Source organism: Alteromonas sp. RW2A1, assembly GCF_001886475.1.
In the GTDB taxonomy this organism is placed as follows: Bacteria; Pseudomonadota; Gammaproteobacteria; order Enterobacterales; family Alteromonadaceae; genus Alteromonas; species Alteromonas hispanica.
On sequence record NZ_CP018031.1, the window covers coordinates 305080 to 326135 of the forward strand.

Genomic DNA, 21056 nt, shown 5'->3' on the forward strand with positions numbered 1-21056 from the left:
CATTTGCTAGGTCCGCAAACTCGCCGACAACAGAGTATAAGAAGAATAAGCGCTATTTACTACCCCTTGGTTACAGTTGTCTTTTGGACTAGCTCAGTTTGTTGAAATGTTGAATTGTGTAAGTTTTTATGCCGTGTTAGTTTGCAATGTCATGCGAGGATAGGCTATTGGTACAGGAATTGGGAAATTAGAGCGCTAATGTCCCCACCATGTAATATTGTGTTTCATTCACTCTTGCCGTAGAGGTCGTCTATGCCCCAAAGTTGAAGTCACGTTGAATAGTAAAATCGTCTGCGTATTGTTCTTTAGGTGGTGCACGCAAAGGTGGCAACTGTGTTGGTTGCGCAGACACTAGGTACTTTTTATCTAAATGCTTCAGTATTTTATGAACGATGGCAGGCTCTATAATGCAGGCAATTATCGCCACATTGTGCCTTTGGCATTGCTCACATTGAGTAATATCTATGTTGAAGACACGTTTTAGCCTTTGTGCCCACATCATCCCTCTGGCATGGTATGGCTTAGCAGTTTGGCTATCTTCTTTATTCGTAAGTTTAGGACTATTTTTACCTCGCTGGGAAGCGGTGACTTGCGCACGAAGATTGCTGTTAGGCGCAAAAACCCCAAAAAAACGGGTGAGATTGAGTCTTGGTGGCGGAATGAGTGCCGCTAATTTGCCAATAAAATCTATAGGATCAAAGAAAACATGGGTTGTTCCGTCACTATAGGGGGTTTTCAATTCATAGCGGATTTTTTCATGGTCAGTCATACTTAAACGTTGCTCGCTAATGGCAGGGCGGCTGATGTAGCGACATAGTCTTTCTAATTTCGCTGGTTCGTCGGCATTAGCGAAAACCCCTGCGTGTAAGGAAAAACCTGAGTTATTGGCTACCTGACCATACTCGCCTTCATTGCTAGCAGGCAAGGTTTGTAGTGTAAATACTTTCTGGCCTTGCTGAGGGCCCATGGCAATGCGATAGCTGACGGTATGGACTAGCTCCACCATGTCGTTATGGGACGGTGCTTTGATGCGGGTAAAAGTTGTGCCACTTAATGGATTTTCACTTATTGCACCTTCTAAGAACAACATGTGGAAATGGATATTTAGATTAAGAGCGCTACCGAATCGCTGAATGAGCGTAACGGCACCGGTTTTTGCCTGCTTGTTGGTAAGACCTGCTTTGTTCACAATGTGAGTGGAAATGGCGAGGTGAATGATTTGCATCACCTTGCTCAGTTCACTTGGGTACCTTGCTAGAAGCAATCGAAGCGGAATGGGTAAACTCAATACCCACTGGCGAACGGGATAACCCTGTAACACATCATCTACTAGCAATGCTGCACTTTCGGCCATTCTTCTGGCGCCACAGCTAGGGCAGAAGCCCCCTGCGTTTGCAGCTAAACGCGACTAACTTTTCATGCTTGCAGTCATTACACACCACGCGTAAAAAGCCGTGCTCTAGCCGTCCACAACGCAAGAACTCATCAAACTCACGCTCAACATACTTGGGTAAATACTTGCCTTGGTCGGCTAAGTTTGCTGTAAAATCTGGGTAGTAACGTTCAACCAATTGATAGAGTAGCGTTGTTTCCGGTCGATGGCGCTTGTATGTTTCACTTTGTTGCTTTGCCAGCACATTCGTTCATCACTGAATTATGTACCGACGAGTGTGGCAAAAAAAGGGCTAATTTACGACTGGCTGAATGACCGGTTTAGGATGTTTTTTGTCAGTCATTTAAATAGAAAAAACTACAAAGCTTGGCTTAATCTACCATCTTTTGCACAAAACGGATGTTAGTCCGTTTCCATTTAAATCGTTACTTCCAACCTCAGAATGCAAATAGCCTTAAGTGCTAAGGTTGGAAAATTATACTTATTCTTTGTTTCGTCAAATTGGGCTTCTCTGCATGATTAATTTTTTCACCGTGATGAGATAATTGTAGAATGCTTTGCTAGCGTTGAGTCTTTTTTGTAAGTATGCAACCGCTATCACTACCGCGATACTAGCCATTATCACTTTGTTTTTAGCCGGTGTAGGTTTGTACGGTATTTTGAGCTACAGTACTCAAATGCGTCGTTTTGAACTAGGGACTAGAATGGCGATTGGGGCAAAGCGAGCGAGTATAGTGACAGTAGTAAACGGACTGATAGGCGCCGGCATATTTGGTTTGCCAGAAGCACTCCATTCAGCGGTGGGAACATTCGCCCCTTGGTTATTGTTGATTGGCGGTATTCTGGTCATGGCCATCGTCATTTGTTTTGCAGAGCTCACCATGTTGACGGATCGCTCCGGTGGCCCACAGCGATATGTAGGTGACGCCTTTGGCGCCTATCCGGGTTTTGTGGTCAGCGTGCTTGCTAACTTGACAGCAGGGCATACGTCGGCAAGTCGGATGCCGCCATCCCTTGCTGACGATGGTTTGTTGCCCGCTTGGTTTGGTAAGGTATCACGCTGGGGTACTCCAGCAAATTCGATTATATTTTACGGAGTTGGGGCAATTATGTTTGCGTTGTGAGACGACTTTTTAGCGTTGGCGGCAGTAAGCACTCTTGCTCGTTTACTCGCTTATGTTGAATCGATTGTTGCGTTGCCTAAACTTCGCAAGCGAGCCGGTAAACCGTCTGTTAATGCTGCGATCATTGTGGCTGGACCGATTGCACTAGTACTATGTATTTGGGCGACCACACAAACTAACGCCCTGCAATGGCAAACACTCGGTGGCTTTGCTTTGTTCGGCACAATGAATTCAGTATGACTGTGCTCAACCCTCTAAAAGCGGATGGACTATTGAGTGGATCATTAGAATTGATAGCGCAGAATTTTAAGGAATTGCTGTTTTTTCATTTAGACGGTATTTATCAGCAGTTGGACAATCGTTTGTTAAGTCTGTTATTAGCTGTTATCGAGGATAATGCTGAGAACTCACAAGGTTCCCTTTCCAGGCCAGATCTACAAAAACTGGCATTGTTTAGTAAGGGAAACCGCAGCCTGGAGTTAACCGGGCCTTTGCTTAAAGCGCTGCTTTTGCATCCTCTAAACAAAACAGCCTTACGTTCAAGAAAATTTGACCTGGTTATTGATTTTGCGTTAAAGAAAACCCCATCAGCAATATTGGTTTCTCGTTATCAACTGGACGGCAAAAAACACTTACAGAAAAAACTTAAAGAACTCACCAGCGAATTGATGGACATTCAGAATGGCACTAAGCAGTGACTCTTATCGCTGTTATGCCGCTTCATAATCTTTGCGTATCAGGCTGTAAAGATTCATATCGTGGAAGGCACCATTACAGAAACACTTCTCTCGCATTACCCCTTCAAACTCAAACCCCGCTCTTAGGGTTACTGAAATAGAAGGTAAATTACTGGGTAATATCAAAGATTCTACCCGGTTGATTTTGATAGGAAATTTTGCACTAAAGACATAATCCAGAATGCACTTTACAGCTTCGCTGACGAAGCCTTTTCCCCAATGCTTTGGTGCTAAATCGTATCCAAGGATCACGCTGGCATCGAATTCGTTCCAACTATTAAATCCGCAACTGCCAATCAATTTAGGTTCGCCTTTTTTACGTATTGCCCAGCGAATACCGGTTCGGGTTTCAAACCTGGAGGAGAAATATTTGATCAATTGAACAGCTTCCTTGATTTCTTTAAAGCGCTCAACATCATAATGAGCCGTAACATCAGGATCGGAGAAAATCTCAAAGATTTGCTTGCGATCCGTCTTCTTAAGCTCATTAAGGATAAGACGCTCTGAAGTCAAAATGGGAAAAGGAGCTGCTGGCATGTTTTTCTTCTTCTAGTCGTTTTATTCCATGATAACAAATTGTTTTTGTGGTTGACAGCTTTACGCCTCTAAAGTGCACTTCTGAACTTTTCACCGAGAGCATGCAACTGCTCTTTGCTGATGATTTCGACGTTGTCAGAATCAATGCTGACACCGTCATTAAAAAGTACCGTTCTGAGAAATCCATGCCCGCCAAGGGCATCAACAAAATCATGGTGTTGCTGAGTCAAATAAACCCGTTTTTCCTGCTGAACAAGCAAATTGATGACGAGCATAAGACGGATTAAAGCTATTTTCTACCCCCTATGACAGTTGTCTTTTTGACTAGATTGGTTTGTTGAATTATCGAATTGTGGGAGTATTTTAAGGCGTCGAATAGCCCCACCATTTACTAGCGTTTTTCTTTACTCTTGCAGCAGTAAATGGAGCCTACGCCCCAAAATTGAAGTCACGTTGAATAGTGAAATCGTTCGTATACATTCGCACTAAATCCAGCACAAATATTAATCTAGATCATTACTTTTTGGGCCGAAATCGATTAAAATGCCGTTTTTGGCGCATTTAGAGGAAATACCATGAAATTATTGTCAATCACTTTACTGGCTGCTGCCTTTTTATCAACCTCTGCTATCGCTGCAGACGTGAACGCTGGAAAAACCAGAGCGGCGGCTTGTGCCGGGTGTCATGGCCCTGACGGTATCAGTTTTGTGCCAAACTACCCTAATCTGAAAGGCCAAAAAGCGGCTTATCTGGTTAAGCAACTGAATGACTATAAATCTCAGGTTCGTAAAGATCCGATTATGAATGGCCAGGCTGCTGCTCTGAGCGATGCTGACATCGCCAATATAGCAGCTTACTACGAAAGTCTTGGCAAGAAGTAAAAAAACAAGCAAAGGGCGGGGTTTAGCCTACCGGCAAGACCGCCGCCGATAGAAACACAGATACCCGCCAATCGGCTGGTATTTTTTTGCCTAGGCTTTTTGTTTGAGGTTTATGCTTGAGCGCTAAGGGTTGAGTAATTTGTCGGTAAAATCCTGCAGGTTCGCATAAACAGGCAAATCTAAAGGAAGACCTTGCTTTGTGAGCGTTGCTTTCCCTTTGCCGGTGAGTACTAACGCCGGTTTACAACCGGCATTCATACCACATTCAATGTCGCTCAGCGAATCACCGACAAACCAGGTTTCGCTGTTCTTAGCATTAAAGCGAGACAAAAGCTTTACCGGCATTCCGGGGTTGGGTTTACGGTTGGGTCCTGCATTATCCGGATGGTCAGGACAATACTCAAGGGCATCGATATGCGCGCCAACGGTCGCCAGAGAAAATTCCATTTTTTTGTGGATCAGCGCCAGGGTGACTTCGCTAAAATACCCGCGCGCGATCCCTGACTGATTGGTCGCTACGGCGACTTTATATCCCGCTCGGTTGAGCTTGGCAATTGCGCGCAAGCTGGATTCAATCGGGATCCACTCCTGCGGTGATTTAATGTAGTGATCTGAATCCTGATTTATCACACCATCTCTATCCAGTATCACCAGCTTAGTCGCCGGGCTATCCACGCCAATAGTCTCTGAAAAATCAGCCATCTATTTTTGCAGCAAAGATATATCAGCAATACCCAAGAATAGCTCTCTGAGCTTGCTGATCAGTTTCAGGCGGTTATTGCGGATTGCGGGATCATCAGCGTTGATCATGACCTTATCGAAAAAATTATTCACCACGGTTTCAGGCTGGCTAATTCGTCTAGCGCACTTTGATAATTACGGTGAGCAACAAGGTCTTGAACAAGCCCGGAGACCTGATTAATTGTTGAATAAAGGTCGGCTTCTTCGCCCTCGAACAAAGATTCGTCGATAGTTATCTCGTCACCGTCGAATGAAGACTTGGCTAGAATGTTCCCTACCCGTTTGTTGGCTTCTGCCAGCGCAGCGCTTTCGTCGGATTGGCTAAATCGTTCGACTGCAAACACGCGCTTTTCAAAATCTAAAGGGTTGGTGATATTGACTGCCTGTACCGCCCCTACCACCTGAGTTGGTAACCCTTTGGACTGATACAACGCCAGCTGACGAGCATTAAAAAATTGCTGCAGCTTGTTGCGGGTTTCCGGATCCAGAGAGACATCAACAAAAGTCTTCAGTGAAGCATCGATCAATTGGGTAAGATCCAAGTTTAACTCTTTTTCACAGATCAAACGGAGTATAAGACGGATTAAAGCTATTTTCTACCCCCTATGACAGTTGTCTTTTTGACTAGATTGGTTTGTTGAATTATCGAATTGTGGGAGTATTTTAAGGCGTCGAATAGCCCCACCATTTACTAGCGTTTTTCTTTACTCTTGCAGCAGTAAATGGAGCCTACGCCCCAAAATTGAAGTCACGTTGAATAGTGAAATCGTTTGTGTATTGTTCATCAGGTGGTGCACGCAAATGTGGCAATAGCTTTGTTTGTTTAGAAGTTGGGTGCTTTTTATCTATATGTGCCAGTATTTTCTGAATAACGTGTATATCTATAATACAAGCGATGATGCTTACATTGTGGTTCTCGCATTTTTCGCATTCGGTAATGTCTATATTGAATACCCGCTTTAACCGCTGTGCCCATCAGGGTAAGAGCGTGATCATTTTTTAAGCAGTTATCACTTTTTCAAGATACGCAGTATCCATAGCCGCAATGCGCTGTTTACGTCGGATGCTGGCCTTCTTCGTTTTTTCCCGTTTTAGCTGATTGAGTGCCACTTGCCTTATGCAGGCGAGATTTTGAGCGGCATCACCGCGATGTATTTGACATGCATCCTCATGCATTGCCACATCAAGAAGCCAGTGGACTTTGTTTTCGATACCCCAGTGATTGCGAACAGCACTTGCAAAATGCTCTGCACTGAGTGTTTTCGAACAGATATAGTAACGTGACTCCAAACTCTGTTTACCCTGCTTATCCACTCTGTAATGAACTGCCATACCCAGCGTAGTCAGTTTGGGCCAACTGCTATGTTCTGTTGTAAAGCCAGATGCGGGCAATACCTGATATTCTCGATATTCCCTACGGCCATGACCTTGTTCGACATGCGTCAGCTTGTCAGCTGTTGTTTGGGAAAAAGCCTCTTGTAATCCGGTGTATAAGCCTCGTTGATTCGCTTTCACCGTCAGTAAGTAGTCTGCCTCTTTGTCTATGATGGTTTGTGCAATACTCGTTTGACATCCCATGGCATCCAGACTGACCAGGCAACCTTTAATATCAAGCAGTTGCAACAGCGCGGGAACAGCCGTGATTTCGTTGGACTTTGCATCCGTTTTATACTGTCCCAGTACCACACCATTGGCCGTCGCATAGGCGTTAACCATATGAATGGCGGTACGTCTGTCCGTTCGGTCATAAGAGCTTTTTAGCGTTTTTCCATCAACCGCGATGACCTGACCTTGTGTCAGTATTTCTGTTTGTTGCATCCAGGCAATGAATGCCTGTTGAAACTGGCCCGGGTCAACACGACTTACAAGCCGGGCAATCGTATCGTGCACGGGAATACCCAGACTAAAATCACCATGTTGCTTAAGCCAATCCAGGTGACAGCGACCAAAATCTTCAATGTCTTCCCATCCTTCAGCACCCGCTATCACAGCTGCAACAGTTAGAAATAAAACGTCAAATAGCGGATAGGTGATTTTACTGGCCTGGCGAGGCTCGTCTATCGAATGAAAGTGGCTGGCAAAAACGGCAAGTGACATTGTGGGGCTCCCAAAAAGAGAGCATATGATCATAGCCAGACCAGGTCGTCAACTAACAGTTAAATTTGATCAAATAATGTTCGCGATCTCGCCCTGCTGTGCCCATGACATAGCCCTTGCATGGTAAGGTTTATCTGATTGCCCATCTTTTTGATTGACAATTTTCGGGCTGTTTTTGCCTCTCTGTGACGCAGTAATTTGTGCTCTTAGATTGCTGTTGGGAGCAAATACCCCATAAAATCGGGTGAGATTTAGTCTTGGCGGTGGAATGAGGGCCACTAGTTTGCCAATAAAGTCGAGCGGTTCAAAGAATACATGTGTTGTGCCGTCTCGATAGGGTGTTTTTAATTCATAGCGCACTTTTCCATGGTCAGTCATACTTAAACGCTGTTCACTAATCGCTGGGCGGCTGATGTAGCGACATAGTCTTTCTAACTTCTCTGGCTCATCGGCATTAGCGAAGACCCCTGCGTGTAAGGAAAAACCTGAGGTATTGGCTAACTGACCATATTCGCCTTCATTGCTGGCAGGGAGTGTCTGTAGTGTAAACACCTTTTGACCTTGTTGTGGTCCCATGGCAATCCGATAGCTGACGGAGGCCCCTTGCAACTGCAATAGACTATCTTCATCATCAATAGGTAAGTTAAGAAAACTGTTTTCTATGTCGCGCTCCACTAACCCCACTTTCTCCAAATAGTTGGCAATTCGATAGCTAATGGTGTGAACTAGCTCCACCATGTCGCTATGGGACGGCGCTTTGATGCGGGTAAAAGTCGTACCACCCCATGGATTTTCACTGATTACTCCTTCTAAAAACAGCATATGGAAATGGATGTTTAGATTGAGGGCGCTACCAAATCGCTGAATAAGGGTAACAGCCCCAGTTTTCGATTGTTTGTTGGTAAAGCCGGCCTTGTTCACAATGTGCGTGGAAATGGCGCGGTGAATGATTTGCATCACTTTGCTCAATTCACTTGGGTTTCTTGCTAGCAGTAATCGAAGTGGAATAGGTAAGCTTAAGACCCACTGACGAATTGGATAACCAAGTAATACGTCATCTACAAGTAGCGCTGCACTTTCTGCCATTCTTCTGGCTCCGCAGCTAGGACAGAAACCTCTGCGTTTACAGCTAAAAGCGACTAACTTTTCATGCTTGCAGTCATTACACACCACGCGTAAAAAGCCGTGCTCTAGTCGTCCACAACGCAAGAAATCATCAAACTCACGCTCAACATAATTGGGTAAATACTTGCCTTGGTCGGCTAGGTTTGCGGTAAAGTCTGGGTAGTAACGTTCAACCAATTGATAGAGTAGCGTTGTTTCTGGTCGATGGCGCTTGTATGTTTCACTTTGTTGCTTTGCCAGCACATTCGTTCATCACTGAATTATGTACCGACGAGTGTGGCAAAAAAAGACCTAACTTACGACTGGTTGAATGTCCGGTTTGGATGTTTTTTGTCAGTCAACTAAAACCGCAAACAACTCATTAAATGTCGAATTTTCACTCACTTCTCAGTTGATATTTCCAACCTTAGAATGGCAACTGCCAGTCAAGAGCGACCTTGTCAACGTCGCTTTATTGTGCTTAGCGCACCCGAGAAATCAATTTCCAACCCACTGACGTTTTTGTACAGAAGGGTCGAAAACAGATTTTCCCCCCCCCCGAAATGCAAATAGTTATTCACAGTTAACAATTAACTCAACCTTGTTGAATAAAAGTTTTTTATCTTTGGAATCATAATTTTCGTTATGCAACCTAATGTAATAATCAGGAACCTTCAAATTGGGGTTCTTGTTGGCTTTGCCAATGGCGTGCTGTTCGGCTATGTGTATTCTGCTTACAGTCGTTTTCGTTTGAGTCACTGAGTCACTCTTCACCACCTCACGCTCAGTGGCTTGTTCAGGTGTTTCTGCTTGTTTGTTTTCGGTTTGATTATCAGGCCCAGCACAGGCAAATAAAAAGGTCACTGATGCTGCTACTAATGTCAGTTTATATTTGTGTAATAGCGTAGATGTAAGCATGTTTTTTCCTTGTTTCATAACAAAATAGAAGTCTTACTAACAACTAACGAGTGACGTTTTAAAAAGGGTTTTTTATTTTGATTTTTTGTTTGGATCACTGTCTACAAGATACTTTTCCCATAGCTTAGCTTCTTTCAAAAAAGCATAGAACGCATCAATGGTGGCTAATATTAAGCCTCGTTTACCATTGGTTATACGCCCTTGTAAAAAATATTTCTGCAAGAATGTGAAGGGTAAAACAAGGGCCAGTTTAATTAGGCTAGGGCGCTTATTGCGAGCAAATTTATCTTCTGCTCTAAATGAAGAATACAAATTATTCTTGGCAACCAAGGCATCAATACGATTATATCCAAAGTGGGTAAAAGCCACCTGTGTTCGAATTTCTTTTCCCTCTACAATGGCACTTTCATGGACTTGTTCGCTTGTATCAAAATGGGCTAATTGTCGACGATATAAACGCAGATTATTGGGTTTTTTCATCCATTTGTTTGGCAATTGGTTCATAAATATATCATTACGGGCAAAACGCAATGCGGCGATATCATTGCGGATTATGGTTTGTTTGATCACGGCTATACACTCAGGGGTAAGCGCTTCATCAGCATCAAGGTTTAATACCCAATCTTGTTGACATAAGCTTAAAGCAAACTGCTTTTGCCCTGCATAACCCAGCCAATCTTGATGGATAACCTCTGCGCCCATTGCTTCAGCCAATGCAACGGTGTTGTCGGTGCTACCGGAGTCCACAACTAATACTTGTGCAAAATCACTCACGGAGCGTAACACTCGCTCAATGTTGTTGGCTTCATCTTGCGCAACAATAAACACGCTACAGGGGATCATAAATTACCTTTTATTAATAGAGAGGTAAGAGTATATCTTAACTTAATGTAATGGCATAACCGTACGATTGGCCTCATTACTCTACAATCACCAGGGCAACTGTGTAGGGATGAATGATAAGCGGACTATTGGTGACGAAGCTGCGTTTCTTAGGTGCATCTGATTGCCACATGGTCACTTTCGTTGATGACATGAAACCGAAAGGTAAAGGCATCTCATGTACATCAAATGACAAGTTATATGCAATAAGTTCGCTGTCTTCCAGTCTAGAGGTAAGCCTGGCGCGAATGAGCTTGAGATCAACGTATGCCATAAAAGTCAATATAGCGGCTAAGGCACTCGGTAAGTAATTTTTGATCGTCCAGGAATACATGAATAGACGTTGTTAAAAGTGATCTGGGCACTGACAGATGTTTTCTTTGGCTGCCAGGTGCTAATAAATATTTCAGGGCGCTCCTTCCAATTAACAATTTTCCCAAGAAATTAAACTAAATACATTTCAATTTGTCAGAGCTTGAGCGATCAGTGTTCAAGAAAACAGCTTCGGTTAATGCCAGCAAAGTTTACTCAGCAGGCTCTTAGTACAACAAGCCAATTATTTGGCAGCACACTACAAAGCAGGTAAAACAAATGAGTCAAATAGAAAATTTAGACAAAGCTTCAAAGGTAGAGCGAGCTTTCGTATATGTCGTTTATGGGGACGACATATATTATAAGGAGGCGGCTTACAGCATTTTAACTTTGCGCTTATCAACGCCAGAAATTCCCATTTTAGTCCTGGTAGAACGAACTGGTGACTTTGAAAATATTCAAGGTGTAACGCCAATTTTAATGAGTGAAAAGACCAGGCAAGACTGGCTGCAAGGTACTAGCTATCATTTTGAGAGTATAAGAAATATTAACGCTATGTACTACCCACTGTGTCAGCTGTATTTAAGGCCAGTTGCACGTGTGTCAAATGGGTACTTTTCAGGAATCAGTGAAGTAGTTGTCATCAAGATAGACGCAATATAACTGGTCTTTGGTACTGAAATCCGCAATGAGATATGTGAAAGCCCTTACCTCAACATGTTGCATGTTCAAGTGATGGTCTGTTTTTTGTGCTTCATGCGCCAAAATCGAAGTCGCGTTGAATGATGTAGTCACTGAATGAGGCTGTGGCTGGTGGAGCTCGAAGTGGCGGCATTAGAGAATCGTTTTTTGCTTCAAGAAGAGTCTGCTTGTCAAGGTGCGCCAAAATCTTATGGATAACAGCCGGATCCGTAATACAAGTAATAATTTTGACGTTGGTTTTTTCACAAGCCTCACAGACTGTGATGTCAATATTGAATACTCTTTTTAACCTTTGTGCCCACGACATGCTTCGCGCATGGTATGGTTTATCTGAATCTTTCAGATGCTCTGCTAAGCGAGGGCTATTCTTACCGCGTTGTGAAGCCGTTACCTCGGCACGCACCTTAGCATTGGGAGCAAACACGCCATAAAACCTCGTAAGGTTTAGCCTCGGCACTGGCACCAGTGCCGCGAGCTTGCCTATGAAATCCAAGGGAGTAAAAAAGACATGTGTGGTACCGTCTTGATAGGGAGTTTTCAGTTGATATCTTACTTTTCCTGAATCGGTTAGACTCAATCGTTGCTCGCTTAACGCTGGCCTTGAGATATATCTGCATAGCCTTTCCAGTTTGTCAGTTTGATGGCTGTCTGCAAACACCCCAGCGTGTAAGCTAAAACCGTTTATTTGAGCTAATTGACCGTAATGTTGTTCGTCTTTGGCAGGTAAGGTTTGCAAGGCAAAGACTTTTTTGCCTGTATCTGGTCCTACAGCAATGCGGTAATTGACAGAGGCTGCTTGCAAGGGCAGTAAACTATCTTCGTCATCCATGGGTAAATCGAGAAATGTGTTGTCCATATCCCGTTGAACGAGCCCGGCCTTCTCCAAGTAGGTCGCGATGCGATGGCTAATGACATTCACGAGGGTTTCCATATCATTGTGGTTTGGTGCTTTAACGCACTTGAATTTGGACTGTCCACACTCCTGAGTGATAACGCCTTCCAAAAAGAGCATGTGAAAGTGAATATTGAGATTCAGTGCACTACCAAATCGCTGAATGTAAGTCACCGCTCCTGTGTTTGCTTGCTTCTTAAGATACCCAGCCCGATGCACAATATCGCAAGAAATAGCACGATGAATGATTTGCATGATTTTACTTAAGTGTTTGGGATACCTAGCTAGAAGTAGACGAAGCGGGATGGGTAAACTCAATACCCATTGGCGTACAGGGTAACCGTGAAGAACATCTTCAACTAACAACTTGGCACTTTCTGCCATCCTTCTTGCACCGCAACTTGGGCAAAATCCCCTGCGTTTGCAGCTGAACGCCAGCAGTTTCTCATGCTTGCAGTCGTCACAAACTACACGCAAAAAACCATGCTCAAGCCGACCACACCTAAGAAACTCTTCAAACTCTTTTACCACATGAAGTGGTAACGACTTCCCTTTTTGTGAAAGCTGCTTCTGAAATTCTGGGTAGTGGCGTTCGACCAATTGATACAGTAACGTCTGCTCTGGACGATGTCGTTTATAGGTATGAGAGTGAGTTACTAGCAATGGCGCCTTTATCTTGAATTGGCATCACAGTGTGTATATGATTTTAATGTAAATCTACTGATCAATAGGGTGGGAAATTTATAGTCTCAAGGTCCGAAAAACGTACAATGCAGCCCCTCATACTTTAGCTTCCAACCAACTGAGCCTTTTCATTGCCTTGGCAGAAAAGCTGATTTCCAACCTTAGAATGCAAATAGCCAAATAAAGGCGCGGTTTTTATTGTCGCGGCTACCAATCGGCTGGATAAACTTGATGAAGCATTATTACGTTCAGGAAGGCTTGATCTTCATGTCCATGTTCCTTTCCTGGATAAAAATGCCCGGCGCTGGTTTATCGAAAAGTTCTTGCAGTACGACGTTTACGAAGAGGCTATAGATGTTGATTTAATCGTATCACTAACGGCTGGTATGAGCGGTGCAGATTTAGAGAAGGTTCATCGGGAGACAGTGCTTCAGGCTCTAAGTAAGAATACTGGCAAAATTGGTCAAAGTACGTTACTGGAAGAAATTAATATTCTTAAATATGGCGCTAAACGGACACTTGATAAGTGCGCAAAAATGCTGGCAGAAACCGCCTTTCATGAGGCTGGTCATGCGGTTATCTCAAAAGTTCTGATGCCAGAGAGAATAATTGAACAAATAAGTATTGTGCCCAGAGAACAAGCTTTAGGAATGGTGGCCTACAACAGGGAACAAGAAATTGATTACACGAAAGCTTTTTGGTTCTCGCAGACATGTGTAGCGTTAGCTGGTCGAGCGGCCCAGGTAAAACAGTTCGGAGATGAAGGATTAGATACCGGTGCCAGCAGTGATTTGAGGCAGGCCATGTGGTCTGCCTGGAATCCTGTTGCCAAATACGGAATGCATCCCGATAGTTACAACTTAGACACCACAGTGTTACATGAATGGAGCGGAGACGTTTACTTTCAATCTCAGACTGAAAAATTAATCAAAGAGTGGCTGGATGAAGCAACCCTGAAAACTGATCAATTAGTTGACCAATACTGGGAGCAAATAAGCAAGGTTGCACAAGCTTTACTGGAAGAAGAAGTGTTATCAGAAGCGCAATTTAAGTCGTTAATAGAGTAGAACAGTAAAAGTGGAACAAGTTCTATTTTTTGAGGCTTTGATAAACCGATATCCAATCATCAACGCTCACTTTGCTGACCAACTCGCCAATTAAGTTGTAGGGAATGTGTTTGGGGTTTTTAAAACGGATACAACTTTTACCCATATCCAGCTTAGTAGGTACCGCTTCGGCGTAACGGACCCGAAACCAGCTTTCGAGCTCAGGCATTGCATAAATGCCCATATGATAAAAGCCATAATGGCTTTTCTGTGCCGCCAGGTTCATAAAGGGTAATGGCAATTCTGGGTTGCAATGATAACCGGCAGGGAACAGTTGATGGGGCACCACATAGCCAATCATGTTTTAGTTGATGCATTCGCTAAATCTGGCTGGCAGGTTATCCAGTATTGTCTGGCGTAACTGTGATATTACCCGCTGCTTTTCCACGGGTAGGGCGGTAATGTACTGGTCTACCGATGTGTAACTCTGTGCGTCGGACATAGTCGCTCCTGGCTAACTTAGGTTAGATTGCTTAACCACTATGCCTTAAAGGTTGTCCTGATTACCAGCAAGGTGTTGCAGGAATTGGAATGCCTGTCGAGGGCTCATGGTTTCCGGCAGGAACTCAGTCTGGCCCATCTCTTTGAGCAATTTAGTAAACTCGGCACTGCCGCCGGCGTAGCCCATTTTCCACTGTTTGAAAATAGGGGCGGTGATTTCCTCATAGCTGATAATAGTGATTTCGTCATGGCGGGGGTCATCAGCAATATCCAGGTAAAGCTCGTTAACGGCGCTGCGTTCGCCTTCCAGCGCCTGCAAAAAATATTGTTGTTCGTAAGAAAGCATACCGCAAATGCCCTCGGCCTGATTGTTACGGCGGGCGGTGTCGAGAATGGATTTCAGATCGCTAAGTGACATTTCCCGCGAGGCATGGCTGTAGTACACCAATCTCACTAACTTCATTTTTACTTTCCTTTTTTCTAAACTGCGTAATTGTTTGCGTAACTGCAGGCAACGACTATCTTTCAAATATAGCAGAGTTTTCAGAAACGGTAGTGTTGGGTAAATGTATGGAAAATCCAGTGTTTTTGGTTGGTCAGAGTCCAGACTTAGCGGCATTTTTGCCGGATAACACAATGCACTGCGAAAAATTAACCAGCCTGAGAAACGCTAAAAAGACACTGCGCAGTTGTAAGCCCTCACTGGTTATACTCTGTGTAGGCTCCGATGATGATATTTCCCTCTGTCAGTCGGTAGCCCAGTATATTCGTCAGGGGCTGGTTAACCAGGATACCCGTATCATTCTTATGCATAACCCCACTCAGCAACTGGACGAAGTAGTCTGGCTGGAAGAGTACCAAATCAATGCCTGTTTAACGGCGTCTGAAGCGAAAGCCAAGTTTAATGCCAGTGTGCTCAAACGGGAGCTGGCCACTTTTGAGTATATTGAAAACACCTACCGTCAGCACGATGCAGAAACAGAATTGCTGGTGTGTATCACACGCTTTTCACGAGGCGACGAAAAGCTCACGGCGCTGCTTTCAACCTTCTCAAATGCGCTGGCGAGATTATGCCATGCCCACTGCAGTTTCGAAATTTACCTGGAAAACACATCGCGTTTTCGGGTGCGTGGTTCCGATACTGCCAGCAACGATCTGGCAAAAACTATGCAGGCATTGTTATCAGAGGGCGGGCTGCCGGCCAGCCTTGCTCAGGCAATAGAAGAACAGCATCCACAAATTCACCTGCTCGATGAAAGTGGCGGACTGGAGCCGGTTAGCCCCGTTCCCGTTTAATCAGCCGAATGTCGAAGGATTCGTAGGGGGCAAACAACATTTCGTAGTTGTCTTCATCCACTCCGCTATTAAGCACTGCCAGGCAGCAGTTACGGAAGAGCTGATACAGGTTACTGTTTGTGGTGTCTTCAAGCTTGCTGACTTCAAGTTGGGAGAGTTGGCTCATCCAACCTACAGGGTTTAGCTGAATTTTTTTCATTCGTTATCCTGAATGACCACCTGATTCCGACCACCGGATTTTGCTTTATATAGCCCTTTATCGGCCCGCTCAAAGGCGGCGTCGAGCTTCTCCCCGGTACGGCACTGAGTACCGCCGATGGAGGCTGTGACTGTCAGGCGCTCTTGTTTAAATTTAAAGGGTAGCTTAGCCAGCCCCTCGCGCAACTCATTCAGGCGATTTAACAGTTTATCGCTGGCATGATCGGGCAACAGTATAATAAATTCTTCACCGCCCCAGCGTGCCATAAACTCGCTGCTGGTCAGGTTAGTTTTCAGGTGGCGTGCTATGGCCTGGAGTGTTTTATCACCGGCGGCGTGGCCGTATTTATCATTGATCCGTTTGAAGTGATCCACGTCGACTACCGCGATACTCAGTGGCTTGTTCTGGGCCTGGCAGCGATCCCATTCTTTTGAAGCCCTTTCATTATATGCCATGCGATTGGGCACCCGGGTGAGCGGATCGGTGTACATGTTTATGCGCTGTTCAACCAGCTTTTTACGGTATGAGTCGGTTTGTTTCTGCAGCGATGAGAGCTGTTGCTGCATGGAGACCAGCAGTGACATCAGGCCTTCCTGTTCCTGACGCTCGGCTTCTTCACCGGCACTGAGTGAGTTAGCCATCTGGCCCAAGTAGTGCTGCGCCTGCTGCTTTAAGTCGTCGATATTGCTTTCGCCTTCCAGGGCGTCTTCCATGTCTTCCAGCACGTTTCGCAATTCCTGGTTGCGAGACTGGCGCGCCTCAAAACTCTCGGCACTTTTTGAGATACTGGATTGCACGTCACCGTTAATATTACCCAGGGCATTATTCAGCCGCTGAATAATTTTACCGGCCGTATTGGCCTCGGTGAGGGTTTCCTGAACCATTACCCGGATCAGGATCAGGCAGCTATTCAGTAACTCTTCTTCGGTAAGCCCCTGGCCAAGCCTCTCCTGCAGGGAGGCGATGTAGTCATCCTCCGGGTTGACCCGGATATAGGTTTGTACCAACTGACCGAGCTCATCGATGAGGTTTTGTTTAAGCTGTACCGTTCGGTTATTGGGTTGGTTGTCAGTCGTTGACTCTTCAGCATTGCCCATGCCGGATTGATAGCACTTTAATACCTGTTGATAGAGCGGCAGCACGGCACTGATGCCATTGATGGGCTTTTTCAGGGCGCTACTGGCTTTGGCTGCCTGGCTGCGGGCCGCCGGCTCAGTCACCAGACGCTGAAATGCCTGGATGTCTTCTTCCAGTTGGCGAAGCCAGGCCTGAGTCAGGGTTTTTACTGAGTAGGGTTCCAGCATAATGAGCTGGTTGACTTTATTCATGGATAGGGTGGCCAGAGTGAAATCAATCTTGCCACTTAAATGACCGCGCAGAGACTGTAACTCTTTATCAATCTCTGCCGATAATCCCTCATAATAACTGGTGAGCCGGACTATAAATCCTGCCAGTTGCTCACTGTGAGCGCGCAGCGATTGGAGTTGTTTCGCTTCCATGTGTTATGCAAGCTCCTTATTAGCCAAAAATAACCGCCGGCATGCTACTGCCGGGCTAACCGATTGTTCGATACATTGAAATCAAAATTCGCCCGTAGCGGGTTGATATCCAATCCGCCTCTGCGGGTGTAGCGCGCATAGACTGCTAGCTTGTGCGGCTTGCATCGATTCATTAAATCACAAAAAATTCGCTCGATACACTGCTCGTGAAATTCATTATGCCGGCGAAACGAGATGAGATAAGCCAGCAGTCCGGCGTGGTCTATAGCCGCGCCTTCGTAATGAATTTGCACACTGGCCCAGTCAGGCTGACTGGTGATCAGGCAATTAGACTTTAATAAATGACTCACCAGGGTTTCAGAAACCTGCTGGTCGCCGGTTGTGAGCAGCTCCGGGCTCGGCTCATAGGCATTGATTTCAATGTCCAGATCGTCAATCACGGTGCCGTCGAGTTCACCAAGGTGAAGGGCGCCAAACTGACCGGCGCTGAATAATTGCACCTTAACCGGTGCCTGGGCACAGGCCGATAAATCCTTGCTTAAGTGTCGGGCCACTTCATCTGCACTGCCAAATACCGACTGATTGAAGCTGTTCAGATAAAGCTTGAAAGACTTAGACTCGATAAGGTTTTGCGAATCAATTGGCACCTGGCATTGCAAAATGGCGACCTGCGGTTTGCCTTTCGGATTAAGCCACGAAAGCTCATAACCGTTCCAGATATCCACACCGCCAAAAGGCAGGGGCTGTGAAACGCCAATTTGTTCACGGCTTAGCGAGCGCGGCACACCTTGCAACAGCTCAGGCGTGTACTGTTCAATGTAGTCAACCTTTTGACCCAGTGTCAGGTTGGCGGGAAGAGACGGTGACGAAGAGTGCTTTACTGTCATGCTGTCCTGTAACTTTTTACCACTGATTAATCATGGCACGCGCATTCAATATGCCAAGCTGGTGTTTAAAGTGCCATAAATTCTTTACTATAGAGGTTTAGTATACCTGATATGGAATCGCAATGGAGAATATAGTTCAACAATCATTGCATAAGTTAATGCGCGATTTACAACAAGCGGCAGCGTCTCATCCCGCGCTGATGACCACTGAGTTTGAAGCGGAATTAGCATCCCCCTGTTATGTGGGGAACGCCAGCCAGGGAGAGCCCTGCACCTGGCAGCCCGTGCCGATGGAAGGTGAATATACCTTTGCCAATATCGAAAACGCCTTGCACATCACGCTGAACGAGCAATTTTGCAAATTCTTTACCACTTACTGGAGTTTTAATCTGCCGGTTAAGGCTGAACAAGGCAACTGTGAATTATTGCAGGTTTGCAGTGAAGAGGACTTCGAGCGACTACAACAAAACCTGATTGGCCATTTGTTAATGAAGCAGCGACTAAAACAGCCGCCCACGTTATTTTTTGGCTTAACCGATGAAGACGACTTTATTTTGTCTGTAGATAATGCCTCAGGTGAGGTAGTACTGGAACAGGTGGGGAAATTGCCCACTCGTTGTCTGGCACCTGATCTGGCGACCTTTATTGATGGCCTGACGCCAGCCGTTTAACTGAGCTTTGCCAGCCGGCTCTCCATCACCGCGAGGGCCTGCTCTAACTGTTCCACCCGTTTTTCCAGCTCAGCGATGCGCTCTTTGTCGCCCGGTGTTTTGGGTTGGGCTTTGACCTGCACATTCTGCTGATTAAAGACCTTTATCGCCTCAATGGCGTCCAGCACGCTTACCTTGAAAGGCGCTTTACCACGCAATAAGCCTACACCCGGCGTTAAGCCCTCGGCCGCCAATAAATGGCAGATTTCGACCAGGGTTTTATGGTTTTCTTTAGAGGACATGCATTTACTCTTTACTGGTGACCAACACACCAGGCGGGCTTGGCCTTTAGTCAGTTAGTCAAAACAACGAAAATTTCGCTAATCATACCGATAGTTAGCACCGCCGCCAAGTGGTTATTTTTTAATTTCTTTAAAATTCAATAAGTTATAGTTGGCCTCATTCTTGATTACCTGAAGTTCATTAGTGACTTATTATTTTTCAACAGGGAACCACTATGAAAAAATTAATGCTTTGTACTGCTCTGGTAGCACCCATGTTACTGTCTGGTTGTGTCATTTCCGTAGGAGGTGATGACAAAGAACATTACCAGGCCAGCTGGGAGCAGCGTGAGTATAATAATCGTAAACATATCAGCAATCTGGAAGTGAATGCGCACTTTGAAGACGTTACCCGTAAGATGGGTGTAGCCGACTTCAACGAAATGGTAGGCGAGGGCGATCACGTTTACCGGATTCTTTACTATCGCACGCAGCGTACCGAGGACGACGGTATCACCACCAAGGACGAGTGTACTCCCCTGGTCTTCAAAGATAATCGCTTAATTGGTTGGGGTGAAGAAGCGGTCCGTAAAATCTAATCCGCCCACCGTTTACACTTACTGACAAGCCCGATAAACATCCCGTTTATCGGGCTTGTTGCTGTCTGGCCGGCCATCATTAATGATGGCTCGTTGCACTACCTGCCCGATCACTGTACTCAATTATCATCGCTAAACTTATTCAAATGTATAAATATTGTTAACGGTATATTTACATGGTGTTATTTTTTCGGCTAGAGTGGGGAACTGATGCACTTTTTGTGCGTCTATTACGTATCTCTTAAGACCAATCTTGTTGTTTTCAGTTTGCTGTTGTTCAGCGGCAGCGCTGAGCGGTTGAGTGAGAGGGCGGCCCGGGTCGCAAAACAGGCGTTTACGCATCACCACAACACGGGAGACAGGCTATGGTACAAGCGGAAATCCAACAAAACCTGGATAAAATCAGAGCAGCATACTTATCAGCGGAAGATCTGAAAGTGGCTGCATCCATCATTTACAACGCCTACCACGACGATCCAATTTTTTTACAAATATTCCAGAGTGAAAAAGAAGGCTACGAATCGCGGTTACGGTCGGCTATTCGCGAAGAACTCACCGCATTCTGGGAAGCCGAGCAACCCATTATTGGCCTGTTTGATGAGGGGCGATTATTGTCTGTTGCCTGCCTCACGGGGCCAGACAATGCTGCAGGGGCTGGGCGTTATTGGCACTGGCGGTTAAAAATGCTGCTGACCACCGGGTATTACGGCACCCGGCAAATGCTCGAGAAAGAGGAAAAAATTCGTTCTGCCATGCCAGCTGAAAAGTATCATCTGCTGTCGTTCATTGCGGTGCATCCGGACTATCAGTCACACGGTCTTGGTCATCTGCTGATGCGGGCTATCGACAGTGTCTTACTTGAGCATCGTGATTCAGAAGGGGTGGGCGTATTTGTGACAGTACCTAAATATGAAACGTTCTTTTCTGACGGCTTTTATCAAAAAGTCGCGCAGGTGGAAATTGCTAATAAAACCGGGCAGGTTATGTTCCGTCCAAGGCCTTAATCGTTCGCCGGGAATACCGTGCAGGGCGAGCAATCCGCCCTGCTTTTAACGAGAAAATGCCTTGTCAGCCTTGCGGGCCGAATCCCGTCA

The 21056-nt window shown here is 45.4% G+C and carries 25 protein-coding genes and 4 pseudogenes; 11 read left to right on the forward strand and 18 right to left on the reverse strand.

Annotated elements, in window-relative coordinates:
- Nucleotides 1-250: 250 nt before the first annotated feature.
- Nucleotides 251-1637, reverse strand: a pseudogene (locus BM528_RS01370) (transposase).
- Nucleotides 1638-1950: 313 nt separating this feature from the next.
- Here BM528_RS01370 and BM528_RS18700 point away from each other — a divergent pair.
- From BM528_RS18700 to BM528_RS01385, 3 genes are read left to right on the forward strand one after another with little or no spacing between them, the layout of a single operon-like run.
- Nucleotides 1951-2517: an amino acid permease gene (locus BM528_RS18700; RefSeq protein ID WP_232230543.1), complete on the forward strand. Its 567-nt coding sequence runs from the start codon at nt 1951-1953 to the stop codon at nt 2515-2517.
- Between the two features lie 15 nt (nt 2518-2532).
- Nucleotides 2533-2757 (forward strand): hypothetical protein, encoded by a 225-nt coding sequence (locus BM528_RS18705; protein WP_232230544.1) that lies wholly within the window; start codon nt 2533-2535, stop codon nt 2755-2757.
- Nucleotides 2754-3215, forward strand: coding sequence for a hypothetical protein (locus tag BM528_RS01385; protein ID WP_071978357.1), 462 nt, complete (start codon nt 2754-2756; stop codon nt 3213-3215). The genes BM528_RS18705 and BM528_RS01385 overlap by 4 nt, the downstream gene beginning before the upstream one ends.
- A gap of 12 nt (nt 3216-3227) precedes the next feature.
- On the opposite strand, the gene BM528_RS01390 is transcribed toward BM528_RS01385, so the two are convergent.
- Together BM528_RS01390 and BM528_RS18425 are read right to left on the reverse strand one after the other, a co-directional pair.
- Complete coding sequence (locus tag BM528_RS01390; protein WP_071978358.1) at nt 3228-3791, reverse strand: GNAT family N-acetyltransferase; 564 nt, start codon at nt 3789-3791, stop codon at nt 3228-3230.
- A gap of 68 nt (nt 3792-3859) precedes the next feature.
- Nucleotides 3860-4021: a hypothetical protein gene (locus BM528_RS18425; protein ID WP_156844019.1), complete on the reverse strand. Its 162-nt coding sequence runs from the start codon at nt 4019-4021 to the stop codon at nt 3860-3862.
- A gap of 345 nt (nt 4022-4366) precedes the next feature.
- Here BM528_RS18425 and BM528_RS01400 point away from each other — a divergent pair, with 345 nt between their 5' ends.
- Nucleotides 4367-4672 (forward strand): c-type cytochrome, encoded by a 306-nt coding sequence (locus BM528_RS01400; RefSeq protein ID WP_071978360.1) that lies wholly within the window; start codon nt 4367-4369, stop codon nt 4670-4672.
- Nucleotides 4673-4795: 123 nt separating this feature from the next.
- On the opposite strand, the gene gmhB is transcribed toward BM528_RS01400, so the two are convergent.
- From gmhB to BM528_RS01440, 7 genes and pseudogenes are all read right to left on the reverse strand, one after another.
- Complete coding sequence (gene gmhB, locus BM528_RS01405) at nt 4796-5374, reverse strand: D-glycero-beta-D-manno-heptose 1,7-bisphosphate 7-phosphatase (protein WP_071978361.1); 579 nt, start codon at nt 5372-5374, stop codon at nt 4796-4798.
- Between the two features lie 128 nt (nt 5375-5502).
- The gene (locus BM528_RS01410; protein WP_071978362.1) at nt 5503-5955 is read right to left on the reverse strand and encodes a hypothetical protein; all 453 of its coding nucleotides are present in this window, start codon (nt 5953-5955) and stop codon (nt 5503-5505) included.
- 457 nt (nt 5956-6412) lie between these two features.
- A complete protein-coding gene (locus tag BM528_RS01420) occupies nt 6413-7510 on the reverse strand; it encodes an ISAs1 family transposase (RefSeq protein ID WP_071978364.1) in 1098 nt (365 codons plus the stop codon).
- Nucleotides 7511-7603: 93 nt separating this feature from the next.
- Nucleotides 7604-8878: pseudogene (locus BM528_RS01425) on the reverse strand (transposase); the annotation flags it as partial.
- A gap of 309 nt (nt 8879-9187) precedes the next feature.
- Complete coding sequence (locus tag BM528_RS01430; RefSeq protein WP_071978365.1) at nt 9188-9532, reverse strand: hypothetical protein; 345 nt, start codon at nt 9530-9532, stop codon at nt 9188-9190.
- A 72-nt stretch (nt 9533-9604) separates the two neighbouring features.
- Complete coding sequence (locus BM528_RS01435; protein ID WP_232230545.1) at nt 9605-10360, reverse strand: glycosyltransferase family 2 protein; 756 nt, start codon at nt 10358-10360, stop codon at nt 9605-9607.
- Nucleotides 10361-10451: 91 nt separating this feature from the next.
- Complete coding sequence (locus BM528_RS01440) at nt 10452-10748, reverse strand: hypothetical protein (protein ID WP_126873073.1); 297 nt, start codon at nt 10746-10748, stop codon at nt 10452-10454.
- A gap of 257 nt (nt 10749-11005) precedes the next feature.
- Between BM528_RS01440 and BM528_RS01445 the strand changes: the two genes are divergently transcribed.
- Nucleotides 11006-11389: a hypothetical protein gene (locus BM528_RS01445; protein WP_071978368.1), complete on the forward strand. Its 384-nt coding sequence runs from the start codon at nt 11006-11008 to the stop codon at nt 11387-11389.
- Between the two features lie 91 nt (nt 11390-11480).
- Here the strand turns inward: BM528_RS01445 and BM528_RS01450 are convergent, their stop codons facing one another.
- On the reverse strand, nt 11481-12983 hold the full coding sequence (locus BM528_RS01450; RefSeq protein ID WP_081334059.1) for a transposase: 1503 nt from the start codon (nt 12981-12983) through the stop codon (nt 11481-11483).
- 218 nt (nt 12984-13201) lie between these two features.
- On the opposite strand from BM528_RS01450, the pseudogene BM528_RS19005 reads away from it, so the two are divergent.
- Together BM528_RS19005 and BM528_RS01455 are read left to right on the forward strand one after the other, a co-directional pair.
- Nucleotides 13202-13273: pseudogene (locus BM528_RS19005) on the forward strand (AAA family ATPase); the annotation flags it as partial.
- 54 nt (nt 13274-13327) lie between these two features.
- The gene (locus BM528_RS01455) at nt 13328-14071 is read left to right on the forward strand and encodes a hypothetical protein (protein ID WP_024024474.1); all 744 of its coding nucleotides are present in this window, start codon (nt 13328-13330) and stop codon (nt 14069-14071) included.
- Between the two features lie 22 nt (nt 14072-14093).
- Here BM528_RS01455 and BM528_RS01460 read toward each other — a convergent pair whose 3' ends face one another.
- From BM528_RS01460 to BM528_RS01465, 3 genes are read right to left on the reverse strand one after another with little or no spacing between them, the layout of a single operon-like run.
- The gene (locus BM528_RS01460; protein WP_020745968.1) at nt 14094-14411 is read right to left on the reverse strand and encodes a DUF1801 domain-containing protein; all 318 of its coding nucleotides are present in this window, start codon (nt 14409-14411) and stop codon (nt 14094-14096) included.
- A gap of 3 nt (nt 14412-14414) precedes the next feature.
- Nucleotides 14415-14552, reverse strand: coding sequence for a hypothetical protein (locus BM528_RS18610; protein ID WP_198033587.1), 138 nt, complete (start codon nt 14550-14552; stop codon nt 14415-14417).
- Nucleotides 14553-14597: 45 nt separating this feature from the next.
- On the reverse strand, nt 14598-15014 hold the full coding sequence (locus tag BM528_RS01465) for a BLUF domain-containing protein (RefSeq protein WP_024024473.1): 417 nt from the start codon (nt 15012-15014) through the stop codon (nt 14598-14600).
- Between the two features lie 107 nt (nt 15015-15121).
- Between BM528_RS01465 and BM528_RS01470 the strand changes: the two genes are divergently transcribed.
- Nucleotides 15122-15847: a hypothetical protein gene (locus tag BM528_RS01470; RefSeq protein ID WP_071978369.1), complete on the forward strand. Its 726-nt coding sequence runs from the start codon at nt 15122-15124 to the stop codon at nt 15845-15847.
- Here BM528_RS01470 and BM528_RS01475 read toward each other — a convergent pair.
- The 3 genes and pseudogenes from BM528_RS01475 to queF all read right to left on the reverse strand — a co-directional run.
- Nucleotides 15831-16046, reverse strand: a pseudogene (locus tag BM528_RS01475) (pyrimidine/purine nucleosidase domain-containing protein); the annotation flags it as partial. The gene BM528_RS01470 and the pseudogene BM528_RS01475 overlap by 17 nt on opposite strands.
- Nucleotides 16043-17545: a GGDEF domain-containing protein gene (locus BM528_RS01480; RefSeq protein ID WP_071978371.1), complete on the reverse strand. Its 1503-nt coding sequence runs from the start codon at nt 17543-17545 to the stop codon at nt 16043-16045. The gene BM528_RS01480 and the pseudogene BM528_RS01475, both read right to left, overlap by 4 nt.
- A gap of 44 nt (nt 17546-17589) precedes the next feature.
- Nucleotides 17590-18432 carry an NADPH-dependent 7-cyano-7-deazaguanine reductase QueF gene (queF, locus tag BM528_RS01485; RefSeq protein ID WP_071978372.1) on the reverse strand — a complete coding sequence of 281 codons (843 nt, stop codon included), beginning with the start codon at nt 18430-18432 and terminating at the stop codon, nt 17590-17592.
- 122 nt (nt 18433-18554) lie between these two features.
- Between queF and syd the strand changes: the two genes are divergently transcribed.
- On the forward strand, nt 18555-19103 hold the full coding sequence (gene syd / locus BM528_RS01490; RefSeq protein WP_071978373.1) for a SecY-interacting protein: 549 nt from the start codon (nt 18555-18557) through the stop codon (nt 19101-19103).
- Here syd and BM528_RS01495 read toward each other — a convergent pair.
- On the reverse strand, nt 19100-19384 hold the full coding sequence (locus BM528_RS01495) for a hypothetical protein (RefSeq protein ID WP_071978374.1): 285 nt from the start codon (nt 19382-19384) through the stop codon (nt 19100-19102). The two genes, syd and BM528_RS01495, sit on opposite strands and share 4 nt — an antisense overlap.
- A gap of 215 nt (nt 19385-19599) precedes the next feature.
- On the opposite strand from BM528_RS01495, the gene BM528_RS01500 reads away from it, so the two are divergent.
- Together BM528_RS01500 and BM528_RS01505 are read left to right on the forward strand one after the other, a co-directional pair.
- Nucleotides 19600-19962, forward strand: coding sequence for a DUF3192 domain-containing protein (locus BM528_RS01500; protein WP_020745469.1), 363 nt, complete (start codon nt 19600-19602; stop codon nt 19960-19962).
- Between the two features lie 365 nt (nt 19963-20327).
- On the forward strand, nt 20328-20966 hold the full coding sequence (locus tag BM528_RS01505) for a GNAT family N-acetyltransferase (RefSeq protein ID WP_020745470.1): 639 nt from the start codon (nt 20328-20330) through the stop codon (nt 20964-20966).
- The last annotated feature ends 90 nt before the right edge of the window (nt 20967-21056 follow it).

Coding starts and splice junctions, on each gene's coding strand:
- BM528_RS01385 (WP_071978357.1), top strand. CDS start 2,754: ATGACTGTGCTCAACCCTCTAAAAGCGGATGGACTATTGAGTGGATCA.
- BM528_RS01390 (WP_071978358.1), bottom strand. CDS start 3,791: ATGCCAGCAGCTCCTTTTCCCATTTTGACTTCAGAGCGTCTTATCCTT.
- BM528_RS01400 (WP_071978360.1), top strand. CDS start 4,367: ATGAAATTATTGTCAATCACTTTACTGGCTGCTGCCTTTTTATCAACC.
- gmhB (WP_071978361.1), bottom strand. CDS start 5,374: ATGGCTGATTTTTCAGAGACTATTGGCGTGGATAGCCCGGCGACTAAG.
- BM528_RS01420 (WP_071978364.1), bottom strand. CDS start 7,510: ATGTCACTTGCCGTTTTTGCCAGCCACTTTCATTCGATAGACGAGCCT.
- BM528_RS01430 (WP_071978365.1), bottom strand. CDS start 9,532: ATGCTTACATCTACGCTATTACACAAATATAAACTGACATTAGTAGCA.
- BM528_RS01440 (WP_126873073.1), bottom strand. CDS start 10,748: ATGTATTCCTGGACGATCAAAAATTACTTACCGAGTGCCTTAGCCGCT.
- BM528_RS01445 (WP_071978368.1), top strand. CDS start 11,006: ATGAGTCAAATAGAAAATTTAGACAAAGCTTCAAAGGTAGAGCGAGCT.
- BM528_RS01460 (WP_020745968.1), bottom strand. CDS start 14,411: ATGATTGGCTATGTGGTGCCCCATCAACTGTTCCCTGCCGGTTATCAT.
- BM528_RS18610 (WP_198033587.1), bottom strand. CDS start 14,552: ATGTCCGACGCACAGAGTTACACATCGGTAGACCAGTACATTACCGCC.
- BM528_RS01465 (WP_024024473.1), bottom strand. CDS start 15,014: ATGAAGTTAGTGAGATTGGTGTACTACAGCCATGCCTCGCGGGAAATG.
- BM528_RS01470 (WP_071978369.1), top strand. CDS start 15,122: ATGGAAAATCCAGTGTTTTTGGTTGGTCAGAGTCCAGACTTAGCGGCA.
- BM528_RS01480 (WP_071978371.1), bottom strand. CDS start 17,545: ATGGAAGCGAAACAACTCCAATCGCTGCGCGCTCACAGTGAGCAACTG.
- queF (WP_071978372.1), bottom strand. CDS start 18,432: ATGACAGTAAAGCACTCTTCGTCACCGTCTCTTCCCGCCAACCTGACA.
- syd (WP_071978373.1), top strand. CDS start 18,555: ATGGAGAATATAGTTCAACAATCATTGCATAAGTTAATGCGCGATTTA.
- BM528_RS01495 (WP_071978374.1), bottom strand. CDS start 19,384: ATGTCCTCTAAAGAAAACCATAAAACCCTGGTCGAAATCTGCCATTTA.
- BM528_RS01500 (WP_020745469.1), top strand. CDS start 19,600: ATGAAAAAATTAATGCTTTGTACTGCTCTGGTAGCACCCATGTTACTG.
- BM528_RS01505 (WP_020745470.1), top strand. CDS start 20,328: ATGGTACAAGCGGAAATCCAACAAAACCTGGATAAAATCAGAGCAGCA.